Source organism: Oscillibacter sp. 1-3 (assembly GCF_000403435.2).
Lineage (GTDB): Bacteria > Bacillota > Clostridia > Oscillospirales > Oscillospiraceae > Oscillibacter.
Window position 1 is genome coordinate 331922 of sequence record NZ_KE159710.1, and the last position, 14302, is coordinate 346223.

13 protein-coding genes are annotated in these 14302 nt (G+C 56.8%); 6 read left to right on the top strand and 7 right to left on the bottom strand.

The annotated features are described in order from the left end of the window. Nucleotides 1–14: 14 nt before the first annotated feature. The 7 genes from C816_RS23905 to C816_RS17480 form a co-directional block, all read right to left on the bottom strand. A complete protein-coding gene (locus C816_RS23905; RefSeq protein WP_155979074.1) occupies nt 15–302 on the bottom strand; it encodes a hypothetical protein in 288 nt (95 codons plus the stop codon). A gap of 401 nt (nt 303–703) precedes the next feature. Further along, on the bottom strand, nt 704–2833 hold the full coding sequence (locus tag C816_RS17455; RefSeq protein WP_016323739.1) for a hydantoinase/oxoprolinase family protein: 2130 nt from the start codon (nt 2831–2833) through the stop codon (nt 704–706). 390 nt (nt 2834–3223) lie between these two features. Beyond that, the gene (locus C816_RS17460) at nt 3224–4564 is read right to left on the bottom strand and encodes a hypothetical protein (RefSeq protein WP_016323740.1); all 1341 of its coding nucleotides are present in this window, start codon (nt 4562–4564) and stop codon (nt 3224–3226) included. A gap of 117 nt (nt 4565–4681) precedes the next feature. Further along, nucleotides 4682–5158, bottom strand: a complete 477-nt coding sequence (locus tag C816_RS17465; RefSeq protein WP_016323741.1) for a PPC domain-containing DNA-binding protein — start codon at nt 5156–5158, stop codon at nt 4682–4684. Further along, complete coding sequence (locus tag C816_RS17470) at nt 5151–6143, bottom strand: alpha-ketoacid dehydrogenase subunit beta (protein WP_016323742.1); 993 nt, start codon at nt 6141–6143, stop codon at nt 5151–5153. The genes C816_RS17465 and C816_RS17470 overlap by 8 nt, the downstream gene beginning before the upstream one ends. Further along, nucleotides 6140–7117, bottom strand: a complete 978-nt coding sequence (locus C816_RS17475; RefSeq protein WP_016323743.1) for a thiamine pyrophosphate-dependent dehydrogenase E1 component subunit alpha — start codon at nt 7115–7117, stop codon at nt 6140–6142. The genes C816_RS17470 and C816_RS17475 overlap by 4 nt, the downstream gene beginning before the upstream one ends. Before the next feature lie 23 nt (nt 7118–7140). After that, nucleotides 7141–8091, bottom strand: a complete 951-nt coding sequence (locus C816_RS17480) for a bifunctional 4-hydroxy-2-oxoglutarate aldolase/2-dehydro-3-deoxy-phosphogluconate aldolase (protein ID WP_016323744.1) — start codon at nt 8089–8091, stop codon at nt 7141–7143. 362 nt (nt 8092–8453) lie between these two features. On the opposite strand from C816_RS17480, the gene rbsK reads away from it, so the two are divergent. The 6 genes from rbsK to C816_RS17510 all read left to right on the top strand — a co-directional run bounded on the left by rbsK (nt 8454) and on the right by C816_RS17510 (nt 13721). Next, nucleotides 8454–9377 carry a ribokinase gene (gene rbsK / locus C816_RS17485; protein WP_016323745.1) on the top strand — a complete coding sequence of 308 codons (924 nt, stop codon included), beginning with the start codon at nt 8454–8456 and terminating at the stop codon, nt 9375–9377. Between the two features lie 229 nt (nt 9378–9606). Beyond that, a complete protein-coding gene (locus C816_RS17490; protein ID WP_016323746.1) occupies nt 9607–10038 on the top strand; it encodes a flavodoxin in 432 nt (143 codons plus the stop codon). Between the two features lie 35 nt (nt 10039–10073). Then, the gene (locus C816_RS17495; RefSeq protein ID WP_207636951.1) at nt 10074–10613 is read left to right on the top strand and encodes a DUF3793 family protein; all 540 of its coding nucleotides are present in this window, start codon (nt 10074–10076) and stop codon (nt 10611–10613) included. Between the two features lie 80 nt (nt 10614–10693). Further along, the gene (locus C816_RS17500; RefSeq protein WP_016323748.1) at nt 10694–11059 is read left to right on the top strand and encodes a metal-dependent transcriptional regulator; all 366 of its coding nucleotides are present in this window, start codon (nt 10694–10696) and stop codon (nt 11057–11059) included. Nucleotides 11060–11313: 254 nt separating this feature from the next. Next, entirely contained in the window at nt 11314–11583 is a 270-nt protein-coding gene (locus C816_RS17505; protein ID WP_016323749.1) for a DUF6110 family protein, read from the top strand. A gap of 56 nt (nt 11584–11639) precedes the next feature. Further along, on the top strand, nt 11640–13721 hold the full coding sequence (locus C816_RS17510; RefSeq protein ID WP_016323750.1) for a heavy metal translocating P-type ATPase: 2082 nt from the start codon (nt 11640–11642) through the stop codon (nt 13719–13721). Nucleotides 13722–14302 lie beyond the last annotated feature (581 nt).

The following is a 14302-nucleotide window of genomic DNA, read 5'->3' on the forward strand; positions in this document are numbered from 1 at the left end:
TATTTCCCGCCGCCTCATGCGGAGCGGGCGCATTCCGCAGCCGACCGCTCCAGCCGCTCCAGCATGGCCAAGGCAGAGGGCATGTTGTTTGCATACAGCATAACGCAGTCCAGCAGAAACGGCGACCACTCCAGCCCCAGCATCTCCTGTGCAAATCCCATGGCGGCGATTTCCGCCAGCGGGGGCAGGCACACCTTTCTCCCCAGGAAACCGAGGGGCTCTCGATAGGTGCGCGTAAATACGGTCTTGCTGTCACGGGTTTCAAGAAAGTGAAAAAACTCATGGCATAAGACCACATCCACACAGCAAAAATCACCTAGAAACGCATCCATCCCACTCTCTTTGACAAGACGGTCACAGCCGGAAAGGAGACCAGCCCGAACAAGGATGTCGGAAGGCGGCTCAAAAAGCGCGAAAATCTCCATATTCGGCAATTCCGGTATGGTGAGCTCGCGGACCTCCAGGCCATTTTCTGCGCACAGCTGAGACGCGCGCGCTCCCTCCGAACGAATCCCGTACATCCGTCCGCACGCGTCCGCCGCGGCGCCAAGCGTTCGCATATCTTTTATGGACTTTTGTCTTGTCAAGGCGCTGCGCAGAAAACACTCCCTCCAAAACACCTCGGCCGGCGCAGAGGCCAGCCGCGCGATCCTGCCGACAAAATTCTGATCCACCGCGTTCTCCCCCTGTATCCGGCCACGCCTTATAATTTAAGAGCGGCACCCACGATAATCACCTCATAATCCGGCTCATAGGCGCCCATCTCAAGCTCCATCAGCATCTTCACATTGTTAATGTCGATGGAACCGGAAAAATCCATCACCCTGCCGCCGGCACAGAGATAAAAGTCGGGTCTGGTAATCGAGTCGCCCTTATACTCCGCCAACTCGTCCCACATCCAGTCAACAAGCTTTTCATACTCGGCCGCCGAGGTTTTTCGGGCCATCGCACAGCTGCGCTGCACTTTGATAAAGCCCTTGCGGTCCAGAATCCGCAGACAGGTATTTCTCTTTTTATCCTCTCCTGCAAATACATAGAGCTGTCCGTTTGTGCACTCTGTGCGCACATTGCTGATGCCAGGGCCAAAGTCCTCCCTCGCAAGCTCCAGCATTTCCCCTTCGGAGCACTCCTTCAAAAGGTCGGTAGTCTTGACCTCCGTGGAACCCAGGGCAATCGCCGTGACCTTTTGCGTCTGGCTCTCGATTTCAATGTGCACCTCGACAGACTCCGGCACCGCACCGGATTCAATCGCTTTATCAATCGCCTCCTGTTTGATCGCACGAATCTCCTCGCTGGTGGGATTGGGTATCACCCGTTCCACCACGTCGCGGACCATGGACAGCGCGACACCGATAGAGGAAATGACCTCCGCGTTTTGAGGAATATTGTACTTAATGTTGTACTTTTGCGCATAGTAGCAGATCAATGCGGCAGCGCCGCCGCCCACGCCCACAAAGGACATCTGCTCCGGCTCCATCCGGTATTTCTCAGCCAACTCGTCAATAATCGGTTTAATCTTCTCCACAGCCCGATCCAAAATCTGCGCGGCGGCCTCGTCAACCGTTAAGCCGGCGTACTCCGCCAAAGGCTGAATCGCCCGACGCGCGGATTCCCGGTTTCCATGGGAAAAATATTTTGGATCTACCAGGCCCAGCGCATTGGCCGCGCATGTGTTCGTAATCGCCACCAGTTTACCGCTTGCAAGACGGATCGCCGCGTAATCCTCCGGATCGCCGGGTCTCGGCGAAATGAATTCGAGCTTGGGGTCAACCACTTCATCCTCCGGCGTGAATACCGCATACTCCAAACCCGCAATATGCGCACTGCGTGGACCAACGTCCACTACTCCCTCCCGGTTGGCGCGTATCATGCTTCCGCCCGCATCGCCAATTACCCGAACGTCCAGTGAGTTGACATAAGTCCGGTGTCCTCCAATGATCGTATAGTCAATTGCGGGGCGGCCGTTCTTGATGACGCCGATATTGGTCGTCGTTCCGCCCACCTCAAAATACACGCCGTTGGACGCCCTCAAATACATCAAAGACCCCATCACCGATGCCGCAGGACCTGAGAGCATGGTCAAAACCGGACGCTTTTTCATCTCGTTTATATCCATAACGCCGCCGTCGCCGCGCATAATCATCAGCGGTACGCCGACATTCGCCGCCCGGACCGAGTGCTCCGTGCTCAAAGCTGTATCCATCATTTTCGGCAATATGCTTGCGTTAATGCAGGCGGTGCGTGTTCTGCGGGTAAGCCCGTAGAGCTTTGTGATGTCGGAGGCCATCGTCGTAAAAAGACCGCGCTGCTGCGCCGCATCGGCAATGACCTGTTCCGGTCCGTTATCGTCAACCCCGAAGGCCATGGAGGACACAATTACCTGGGCCCCCTCCGCAACGAGCTTGTCCAAATTCTCCTGGACAGTCTTTGCGTTAAATTGCTTCTTCTTGAGGAAACTGTTGCTGACGGTTATCTTTTTGCCGTTGCCAAGGCCAATATCGTCGATCCTGCTCTGGCTCTTTGCCAGCAGGCCCTCCAGTCCGCCGGCCGCAAGGGCAAATACGCCCACATGCGCCACATCGCCCTCTACAAGCGCGTTTGTCGCCTGGGTTGTGCTGTGTGCCACGAAAATAATATCATCAGGGGCAATTCCATTTTCCTGCATACAATTTGTAAAAGACTGTACGACGCCTGCCGCAACGCCGTCAGGATGGTCATGGGTCGTTTTAACCTGTGATATACCGACGATTTCGTGGGTGTCGTTATCGATTGCCACCGCCTTGGTATGGGTCCCGCCGACGTCGATCCCCATGCGGATATTTCTTTTTTCCATTTGAATCTCCTCCTGTCCTGAAGGGAACCCAGCGGCCCTATTGGGAGTGGGGAAACCGCCAAACCCTTCCATTCGTCTTTACCGGGAAACAGCCGAACTTCCAACCTTGGAAACTCTTTTCCGAAGGGGTGCGCAAGTCCATTTTCAGGACCTGATTTCTCGCAAAAGCCCAATTGGGGAAAACGGGCATCCGTCCTTGCGGCTTTTGCACCAGCCGCATGACGGACACCCGTCCCGGCACTATGAAATTTAGAAGCTGTATTCATAAGCGGGGAACGTTGAATGGGCGGGGGATTTCCGGGCCGGTCAAGACCTGCGGCAGCGCTTCCGCAGAAAAACGCTGCCGCCAATAAGCCCCCGCTTTCAGACAGGCCGGCTGCCACAGCGCTGTCAGCCGCGCATGACCCAGCTGACAATCATCACCATCGCGGTCATAACCCAGCCCACAGGGATGGAAAGCTTCAAAAAGTCCTTGGTCTCACACTTCGTATAGCCTACCGCCCAGGAGTTCCAGGACTGCGTCAGGTCCGTCGCGCAGTTCATGATGATGGTTGTACCGGTCAGGAAGGGGAACATCAGCGTCGTCGGCATACCGATGGTGTTCAGAATGCCCACGGTCACAACGCCCGCGCCCATCAGCGTCAGCGGGCCGCGGTTCATGCCCAGAGGCGCCAGAACCGCCAGCGCAGCGGCAATCACCAAGGTGTTCTTCGGCACCACCGGGGCCAGAAGGACCTTGAAATATGGAGCGCACAGGGAGGCGGCGTTGCAAAACATCGGAACCGTCAGGAAGAAACCCATGATTGCGGCGGAGTCTACAACACCGTCGGCAAAGGCCTTGCTGATGCTGCGGGACAGCTCACCGCCGGATTTTCCTTTGCCGCACAGCAGCAGCGCCAGAATGGAGGTCACGATCATAGCAAGGATCACATTGACCTTGAAGATGATGACCAGAAGGATGGGAACCACCGGGCAGAGCAGCGCAATGCCGGGCACATGGCCGCTCTCCGGCACGCTCTTCGGCGCCGCCCAGGCGGCTGTTTTTCCGCCGCGGATCGTCAGTACGCTGGAATAAACCAAAATGACTCCCATCATGATGCCGCAGGCGACGGCGGCCCAGGGCAGGTTGTCCTGATAGGTGTACTCTGTGCCGCCCTCAGCATTGGCAAAGTAGGCCACGTACTGGGCAAAGATGACGGGATTCAGCAAAAAACCGGCCGCGACAGAGGCCACATAGGACCAGACAGCCACATTTTTCTTGATCCCCAGGGTCAGCAGAATGGGAAGCACAATAACGCCGATGGAAATAACGGCGCCGGGTCCCGTCATTGTGGTGAAGCAGGCGGCGGAAACGATGCAGAGCAGGATGTTTGTCACAACCGGCTTGTCGCCGCCCAGCTCCACGGTCTTGCGGATCAGCGTGGAAACAATGCCCGTATCCAGCAGGACGCGGCCGAAGAACGCGCCGAACATGACATTGACCAGAACAACACCCCAGCCCACAGGGCCCGTGGTGTAGACATTGGTCAAAATGTCATTGATGCTCATCCCAATGACGTTTGCGTTTTCCTCCGCGAATCCCGCTCCGCAGGCATATTTTCCGACAATCGCCAGAATGGTCCACAATGTGGCCATCATCAACATGGTGATCATCAGATTGCTGCCTCTCAGGATATAAATGATACACGCGATAAAAGAAAGAATGAGAATAATCGCAATTACATACTCCATATGGATGCTCCTCTCCAAATCGTGCTTCATATATAACATGATTCTTGTTATGTAAAGATTCTCTCCGGCGCCGGGGAATCCCCACCCATTTCCCGCAAACGCTTCAGAATCATTACATCAGGTAGTCTTCGCCTCCCGCGGGCAGAAGCACGGCGCTTGCAGCACCGGATCGTACTTGACCCCAAATTCCACCTCGTCCATAATGCCGATAAAAATATTGACCGTATTAAGCGCCTTGTTCCCCTCGCCCATCAGGTGGCCGCCGCTGACGCGTCCTTCTGAATCCGCAAAAGCGGCATGGACGTGGATGCTCCTCTCCCCGTTCTCCAGAATATTGATCTCTCCATGGGCGCTGATCAGCTCCGCCGGGTAACGGACGTAGAGCGGGTCGCCGTAGGAAATGCCCGCCGGATTGCTGTCATCGGGACGCGGGTCGTAGAAGACAGCCTCCTGAACGCTGCCCACCATGCTCATAATGCATGCGGCACGGATATTATGCTCCTCACAGGCGGCACGGATACTCCCCATGATGTCCTCGCCGCGGCACAGGCGGAGGACCAGCACACGGCTGATCCGGGCGATGGCCTTATCCACAGGCGCTTCCCTCCTCCCTCATCATTTTTCGGACCGCCGCCGCAATATCCGCTGTATTGGGGAAAAAAGCATCCTCCAGCGTATGGGCAAAGGGCGGAACGATATTTTTAGCGCCGATCCGCACCACCGGCGCTTTCAGCGCCCCAAACAGATTCTCCGAGATCTGCGCGGAAATTTCGCCTCCATAGCCGCCGCGGTTGACGCACTCCTGCGCCACAACCGCCCTGCCGGTCTTGGACACTGAGGCGGCGATTGTATCGAAGTCCAGCGGCACCAGGCTGCGGATGTCCACCACCTCAGCGCTGATTCCCTCTTTTTCCAGGATCTCGGCAGCCTCCAGCGCATTCAGCACCTGGCGGGACCAGCCGATCAGCGTCACGTCCGTTCCCTCGCGGCGAACGGCCGCTTTGCCAAACGGCACCGTATAGTCCCCGTCCGGGACCTCTCCCCGGATGTTGTAGCAAAGCTTATGCTCCAGCATCACCACAGGGTCGTCATCCCGAATGGCCGCCGTCAGCATTCCCTTGGCGTCGCAGGGAGTGATCGGCGCCACAATTTTCAGTCCCGGGATATGGGTGAGCAGGGACTCCAGATTCTGGGAATGCTGCCCCGCATTGCGGCGGCCGCTTCCCATGGGAAGCCGCAGCACCATGGGTACGCTGACCTGGCCGCCGGTCATGTAGCACATCTTCGCGGCCTGGTTGATGATCTGGTCCATGCAGACGCCGATAAAATCAATATACATGAGTTCCGCCACAGGCCGCATCCCCCGCATAGCGGCACCCACGGACATTCCGACAAACCCCGCCTCGCTGATGGGCGTTGCAATAACGCGTTTATCGCCGAACTCCTTTTCCAAATCCGTCGATACGCCGTAAAGCCCATCAAAACCGCACTCCTCTCCAATGGTGAACACCTTCGGGTCCCGGAGCATCTCACCGCGAAGCGCTTCATGGAGCGCCTCGCTGATCGTCATGACACTCATCTGACAACACTCCTCTCATTGTCGTTCTTATAGACATTCTCACATACCGTCTCCGGCGCGGGATACTTGGAGGCCGCAGCAAATTCGCAGGCCTCTTCAATTTCCGCATCGGCTTCCGCCTCCAGTTCTTCTAGCGTCTTCTCCGCAACGCCGCCGGCAAGAAGCTTCTCCCGGAGCCGCTTGATGGGCGATTTCTCCTCCCACGCGTCCCGCAGTTCCTGAGACCGGATCTCCTTGTCGGACGAGTTGTGGGCCCGCATCCGGAAGGTATAGAGCTCTACAATCGACGGCCCCCCGCCGGACCGCGCCCGCTCGACCGCCGTGCGGACCGCCTCATAGACCGCCTCCGCATCATTGCCGTCCACACGGACGCCAGGAATGCCATAGCCCGCGGCTCTCTCAGCAACACCAGGGGTGTTCAGCACCGCCTCCGCAGGCGTATTGACTGCCCACTGGTTATTTTCGCAGATGTAGACCACCGGCAGTTTCCAGATGGCAGCCATATTCACGGACTCGTGAAATGTGCCCTCATTGGAAGCGCCCTCGCCAAAGAAGCAGGCTGTCACCTCATCCGTCCCATTAATCCAGGAGGCCAGCGCCGACCCTGTGGCAATGGGAATTCCCCCGCCCACAATTCCATTGGCGCCCAAAATCCCCCTGCTGACATCCGCAACATGCAGGGAGCCGCCGCGCCCGCGGCAGTATCCTGTCTCCCGGCCAAAGAGCTCTGCCATCATTCTGCCGGTGTCCATTCCCTTGGCGATGCAGTGGCCATGCCCACGGTGGGTCGTCGTCAAAAAATCCTTTTTGTCCAGCGCACAGCAGGCGCCTACCACCGCGCCCTCCTGACCGATACAGGTGTGAAAATTGCCGTAGAGCATACCTTTCGGAAAGCAGTCGTCTACGATCTTGCACTCAAATTTACGAATACGCACCATATCCCGGTACATATCCAGCAGGACACCCGTTTCCATCAAATCGTCACTCCTTTTTTCATTCAGGTTCTATATACATGATGTCTGGCGACCAGGCGGAGCCCTCCGCCAAGGGCAGGCACCTGTACATCCGCAACAACGGGCGCCATGTTTTCCCCGTTGACCAGAACCCTGCCGTCCAAGCCAAGCTCTCTGAAAAACGCCAGCGCACGCTCCAGCGAATTTGCATAAAGTCCAGCCACAGGATTTCCGCTCAGATTTTGGACTTCTTCCGGAATCTCCGGCACATGGCCGCGTGCCTGGGAATAGAGACTCAGAGCCTCCGCAAGCCTCCTGCCTGCGGCGTCCAGCCTACTGCGGTCAACGTACATGAGCTCCAGCCCGAGCGACCCGGCCACGGTCTGCCGCGTGAACTTTGCGATCTTGTTCCAATCATGCGCCGCCACCAGCTCACGAGGCATCATGCACACGGTCCCAACCGCCATCACATATGGATTCGGCGCAAATTCCAGCAGGTCGTCATAGCTGATGCCGCCTGTCACCACATAGCGGACATCGCTGTAAATCTCACTAATCTGCCGGATGGCCTCCACTCCTCCCAGCTGCTTTACCGGAAAGTACTTGAAATACCGCAGTCCGCTTTGATAGCCGCAGCTGACCTCCGTGATCGTCGCGCAGCCGGGGATAACCGCCACACCATAACCGCAGCACCAATCGACAATCTCCTGGCTGTAATAGGGCGAGACAATATAGTCCGCGCCCGCGGCAGCCGCCTCCTTTGCAGCTTCCAAAGTCCGTACCGTCCCCGCCCCGACGACCATGCCAGGAATCGCCTCTTTCACCGCGCCGACAGCCCTCAGCGCATCAGGCGTTCTTTGCAGAAGCTCAATGACGCGAATTCCGTTCTCATGGAGGGTCCTGGATAGAGAGACGGTCTCCGCCACGTCGTACACAAAGGTCGTCGGCATAATTCCGCTCTCGATAATTCTCCTGTATACTTCCGAACCGTTCATCCATTATCACTGTCCAATCGTTTAGTATTACTGAATTATATCCCGCTTTTCTACATTTTTATTGTAAATTTGCATACTAAAAAAGTCAAGAGACTTTGCATTTTTCGTCGCTTTATACTACTTTCAACTCAAAAAAACGTTTGATTTCACCACGGTTTTCCGCCATTTTGAACTCACGTTTTTTATTTCTGAACGCACGTTTTTTAATGCGGAAAATGCGTACAGTGCCGTCTTGAGAACGCATCGAAAGATCCCCGCATTCAAAACGCGTGTACCGGAAGACCATTTGACTTTTCTTCCCCGATGTGCAATATTACCCTTACAGCATCCGCACATGCCACGCGCTGAAAACGGAGGTACTCATGAAAAATATACTGGTTATTGGCAGCATCAATATTGACTTGGCAATACAGGTCGACCATATGCCTAAAACGGGAGAAACCCTAAAAGGCTGGGGTCTGACCGCTAACGCCGGCGGAAAGGGCGCCAATCAAGCCGCGGCTATGGCAAAGCTCGGCGCCCCTGTGCGTATGCTGGGCGCCGTGGGACGTGACAGTTACGGCGCGCAGCTGCGAGCGGCTCTGGACGCCTGCGGCGTCGACTGCGCCTCAGTGTCCGCAATTCAAGACCTTCCAACAGGGCTTGCTCTGATCACCGTGTGCCGCGGAGACAACTGCATTATCATCGAATCCGGCGCAAACGCCGCGGTTCTTCCAGAGATGATCCATCAAAATGCCTCTCTTTTGGATTGGGCGGACCTTGTGGTCTTACAGCTGGAAATTCCGCTGGAAACCGTGGTATACGCCGCAAAGGCGGCAAAGGAGGCGCAGGCCTCCGTAATCTTAAATCCTGCCCCCGCATACCGCACGCTGCCGGAGGAACTATTCTGCAATGTGGATCTCCTGATTCCAAATGAACACGAGGCATCTCTGCTGCTGGATGGCAGACCGGTTTCAGAAAAAAATGCCCAGGAGGCGGCGCGGGAATTACATGAAAAATTCCACAGCAGCATAATTATCACGCTCGGCAGCAAGGGCTGCGTCTATTGCGACGGCAGAACCTCCCTGTATCAGCCCGCGGCTGCAGTTACCGCTGTTGACACGACAGCGGCCGGCGACAGCTTCATCGGCGGATTGTGCTGTGCCATCGCGGCTGATACTCCCATAAAAGACGCCATCCGGTATGCCACGGCGGTTTCCTCCGTAACCGTTACGCGGCGCGGCGCCATTCCCTCCCTCCCAATCAAGGCCGAGGCTGACGCCGCCTACGGAATGCTTTCTCAGTAAAATCGGCTCGTCCTCAAAAGTTTCGGAAATCTCATAGGAAGTTTTTTCTTGACAAAAGTTCCATTCTGTGGTAGTGTAAGTTTCGTAGTTAGTTTAAGCTAACTCCTGGCGGTAAGGTCATCACCCGTTCTCTTCTTTCCCAGGGTTCCCTTTCCTCTGGATTTCTTAACCGCGTGAGTTAGTTAAAACTAACTACAACCAAAAATATCCCGTAAAAGGAGTGCCTGATATGAACAAAATCGCAATCGTATTTTGGAGCGGAACCGGCAATACGGAGGCAATGGCCAACTATATCGCCGAAGGTATCCGGACCGCCGGCGGAGAGGCGGAATTATTTGGCCCCAGTGAATTTTCCGCCGGGCAGCTGGCGTCGTTCAGCGCAGCCGCCTTTGGCTGTCCTGCCATGGGCAGCGAGGTGCTGGAGGAAATGGAATTTGAACCCATGTTTGCTTCGCTGGAGGGCGCCCTCAGCGGCAAGCGGATCGCCCTCTTCGGCTCCTACGGCTGGGGCGACGGCCAGTGGATGCGGGACTGGTGCGCCCGGTGTGACAACGCCGGCGCCAGCCTTCTGGACGAGAATGGGCTGATCGTCAACGAAGCACCGGACGGGGACGGCGAAGCCGCCTGCAGGGAGCTGGGAAAAAGGCTGGCCCAGTGGTGAGTGCGGTTCCAGGGCCGGCCCGAACCTTTGAAAGCGTGTTGATCCGGCAATGCGCCCCAACGCTTGCGGGCCTGAAACCGGGAAGTATCTTCTGCGTTAAATTTCTCGATTCCGAGTCCGTTCAACAAAAGGTCCGGCAGTGGGACAAAAAGCTGAGCCCCCGGGGACTGTCGGCACAGGTTCTTTTGAAACGCCCTGATTCCATGCTTATTTACATTTATCGAAAAAAGCACCTGGAACAAATTCTGTTCCAGCGTGATTACCAGCAGTTTTTGAGGGAATCCGGCTATTCAAACGCAAATCTGGACGGCCTGTTGGCGCAGCTCATCCTCCGGCTTCGGACCCGTCCGGAGTTTCCCCACGAGATTGGCGTATTTCTGGGCTATCCGCTGGAGGATGTCATCGGATTCATCGAAAACCACGGGCAGAATTTTACCTGCTGCGGTTTTTGGAAGTCCTACAGCGACCCGGCGGAAATCCAGGCTTGTTTTGACCGATACCGCAGGTGCATCCATATCTACACCATCCTGTTTGAACAGGGAATCCCGATTGAACGGCTTGCAGTATCAGCATAGGGCAAGATCCCTGCCAGGCCTCCGCACGGTGTTATAGCCTACGGGGGCCGTTTCCCATTACAGACAAGGAGGTGGTTATCATGGAATTACGGGCGTCCGGAGAGGACTACCTGGAGGCGGTTTTGGTTCTGGACCAGAGCATGGAGCAGGTCCGCGCCATTGATGTAGCCCAATATCTGGGCTTTGCCAAGACCAGCGTCAGCCACGGACTGCGGCTGCTGCGGGAGGGCGGATTTCTGGATCGGGACGCAGCGGGATATTTGCATCTGACGGAGATCGGGCGGGAGACGGCGGAGAAGATCTATGCCCGGCACTGCTTTTTTGCCCAATGGCTGACCGGCGCGGGCATTGACCCCGAGACCGCCGAGCGGGATGCCTGCCGCATGGAGCACGCCATCAGTGAGGAAAGCTTCCGCATACTGATGAAGGCGCTGGAAAAACGCTGAACAAAGTTTCCCTAAAAATGCGCAAATTATAACAGTTCGTCTTGACTCCCCAAAGATTTGCGGGATATAATCCATTCAATTCCAACATACCAATCTGCGTATTCCCGCAAAAAAGCGTCGATATTCCCGTCAGATGGAGGTGATTCCAATGAAGCAGCACCGGTTCTGGGCCTGGGGCGCCGTCTTTTGTATGGTCATGGTGATGATCACGGGATACAAGCACAAATAACGGTCTTTGTTTAGGAGGAATGATTATGGATTATGATAAGTACTGCAAAAATCTGGCCGTCTTTGCGGGCGGCGTACTGTTCGGCTCCGCCGGAGTGCGGCTGCTGACCAGCCGGGACGCGAAAAAGGCGTATACCCACGCCACCGCCGCCGCTCTCCGGATGAAGGAGTCGGTGATGGAGACTGTGACCACAGTGCAGGAAAATGCCGCCGACATCCTGGCCTCGGCCAAGGACATCAACGCCCGGCGGGCGGAGGCGGAGACAGCGGTGGAAGATACCTCTGACGAAACCTGATCCATACGACAGGGGGACTGCTCTGCGGCCCCCTGTCTCTACATTTGGAGGTCAATATGAAGTTTATCATCAAGCATGAGGCACAGGGCCGCATGCGGATACAGCTCGCTCAGCCGCGGATGTCTCTGGAGCAAGCCGATCTGCTGGAGCTGTATCTGCGGGGCCTGCCGCAGGTCACCCGCACCGCGGTCCATGAACGAACCCGCTGCGCGATTGTGGAGTATCAGGGCCCAAGAGAGGACATCATTCCCGCTCTCAGCCGGTTCTCCTATCAAACAGAGGGCTTGAAAGAACATCTCCCATCCCACAGCACCCGCGAAATTAACCGGGCCTATGAGGAAAAGCTGACGGGGATGATCGCACTCAAGGCCGCCGGCGCGCTATTTTTCCCCGCCCCCCTCCGGGCCGCCTACACCATTTGGAAGGCCCTTCCCTACCTGCTCCGCGGGGCAAAATGCCTTCTGCGGGGACAGCTGTATGTGGATGTGCTGGACGGGTTGTCCATCGGAATCTCACTGCTGCGAAAAGATTTTGCCACCGCCTCCTCGGTGCGCTTCCTGCTGGGACTGGGAGAGCTGCTGGAAGAGTGGACCCACAAAAAGTCTGTCAGCGATCTGGCCCAGTGCATGTCCCTGAACATCGACCGCGTCTGGCTGAAAACGCCCCAGGGGGATGTGCTGACGCCGCTCTCGCAGATTCAGACAGGCGACCGGATATGCGTCCGGCTGGGCGGCATGATCCCCCTGGACGGCGTGATCGCAGAGGGAGAGGTCATGGTCAATCAGGCGTCCCTCACCGGGGAATCCGTCCCGGTGCCCAAGGGCGCGGGCATGACTGTCTATGCCGGGACCGTGGTAGAGGAGGGCGAGTGCGTCCTGCAGGTAGCCGGCCAGTCCGGCAGCAGCCGCTATGACAAGATCGTCGCCATGATCGAGCAGTCGGAGTTCCTGAAATCCACAGCGGAGAGCCGGGCGGCCAATCTGGCGGACCGGCTGGTACCCTATACTCTGACAGGCAGTATGCTCACCTGGCTGTTGACCGGAAATGTCACCCGGGCCCTTTCCGTCCTAATGGTGGACTTCTCCTGCGCCTTGAAGCTGGCTATGCCTCTGGCGGTCCTCTCCGCCATGCGGGAGGCCAGCGGCTTTCACATCACAGTAAAGGGCGGCAAATATCTGGAGGCTGTGGCCCAGGCGGATACCGTCGTCTTCGACAAGACCGGCACTCTGACCCACGCCTGCCCGGTGGTGGAGGCGGTCATCCCCTTCGGCGGGCAAAATGAGGCCGATATGCTCCGGGTGGCCGCCTGTCTGGAGGAGCACTTCCCTCACTCCATGGCCAACGCCGTGGTCCAGGCCGCCCGGGAGCGGGGGCTGTCCCACGAGGAGATGCACTCCGAGGTGGAGTATCTGGTGGCCCACGGCATTGCCAGCCGAATCAGCAGCAAGCGCGTTGTGATCGGCAGCGCCCACTTTGTTTTTGAGGACGAGGGGTGTGTTATTCCCGAGGGGGAACAAGTGCGCTACGACACCCTGCCGGAACACTATTCCCACCTGTATCTGGCCATTGGAGGCGTGTTGTCGGCGGTCATCTGTATTTCTGATCCCCTGCGGGCAGAGGCCGGTCAGGTTATCCGCAGTCTGCGCAGCCTGGGTATCCGGCGGATTGTCATGCTCACCGGAGACAGCGAGCGCACTGCCGCCGCCATTGCCGCCCAGGTAGGGGTGGACGAGTACCGCGCGGAAGTTCTGCCGGAGGACAAAGCCAGCTTTGTAGAGACGGAGCGGGCAAAGGGCCATACTGTAATCATGATCGGCGACGGCATCAACGATTCCCCTGCGCTGTCAAAAGCGAATATCGGCATTGCCATCAGCGACGGGGCGGCCATCGCACGGGAGATCGCGGATATAACCATTGCCGCGGACAGCCTCTACGAGTTGGTCAGTCTGCGTATGGCCGCTGAAAAGCTGATGAAACGCATCCGGTCCAACTACCGGTTTGTGATCGGCTTCAACAGCGGTTTGATTGCGCTGGGAGCGCTGGGTGTCATTCCGCCGGCCACGTCCGCCGCACTGCACAATCTGTCCACGCTGGCAATTAGCCTGAGGAGCATGACAAATCTTCTGGAAGCAAAATAAAACAGGGGTATGCCGTTTTGACATAGGCGTCGCCAAAAATCCCTATTATCAGGGTAGAATATCTAGGATTTTGGAGCCTCAAGAATATGACAGCACGAACTGCCGCCATGTAACCAATCAACAGATTTGCCCCCAATGCCGGTCAAAACTTCATATGCGCCAAGAAAACGGACATCAGAAGATGTCCGTTTTTTTCATTCTACAGAAGGTGAGAAATTTTGAGCCATCCTGACCCCGCCTCTCCCATAAGACGAAGCAGGTCATCAAAAACGCGGGAGATCTCTGCCCTCGGTTATTGCCCGGCCCATGAAGGAACTGCGTCAGTCCGAGAAACCAAACAGAGGACACCATGATGCCTCCCCCGCCTCCGCTCCTGCACATCCTGATAAGCGGCTTGCACTCATCCAGCCATATGGGGGTATGGCATCCAGGAGAAAATCACCCGTGCCGCGTATGGATCCCCAGAGGCTATCTGAAGGCAGCGAGGAGCTGCAGCCGAGTGCGCGTCACACCCGCACGGATACAAGTGATGTGGAATTTACGGAGACGACAGCCGTTTTATTGTTTGCCCGGATTGCAGG

Coding starts and splice junctions, on each gene's coding strand:
- C816_RS17455 (WP_016323739.1), bottom strand. CDS start 2,833: ATGGAAAAAAGAAATATCCGCATGGGGATCGACGTCGGCGGGACCCAT.
- C816_RS17460 (WP_016323740.1), bottom strand. CDS start 4,564: ATGGAGTATGTAATTGCGATTATTCTCATTCTTTCTTTTATCGCGTGT.
- C816_RS17470 (WP_016323742.1), bottom strand. CDS start 6,143: ATGAGTGTCATGACGATCAGCGAGGCGCTCCATGAAGCGCTTCGCGGT.
- C816_RS17475 (WP_016323743.1), bottom strand. CDS start 7,117: ATGGAAACGGGTGTCCTGCTGGATATGTACCGGGATATGGTGCGTATT.
- C816_RS17480 (WP_016323744.1), bottom strand. CDS start 8,091: ATGAACGGTTCGGAAGTATACAGGAGAATTATCGAGAGCGGAATTATG.
- rbsK (WP_016323745.1), top strand. CDS start 8,454: ATGAAAAATATACTGGTTATTGGCAGCATCAATATTGACTTGGCAATA.
- C816_RS17490 (WP_016323746.1), top strand. CDS start 9,607: ATGAACAAAATCGCAATCGTATTTTGGAGCGGAACCGGCAATACGGAG.
- C816_RS17500 (WP_016323748.1), top strand. CDS start 10,694: ATGGAATTACGGGCGTCCGGAGAGGACTACCTGGAGGCGGTTTTGGTT.
- C816_RS17505 (WP_016323749.1), top strand. CDS start 11,314: ATGGATTATGATAAGTACTGCAAAAATCTGGCCGTCTTTGCGGGCGGC.
- C816_RS17510 (WP_016323750.1), top strand. CDS start 11,640: ATGAAGTTTATCATCAAGCATGAGGCACAGGGCCGCATGCGGATACAG.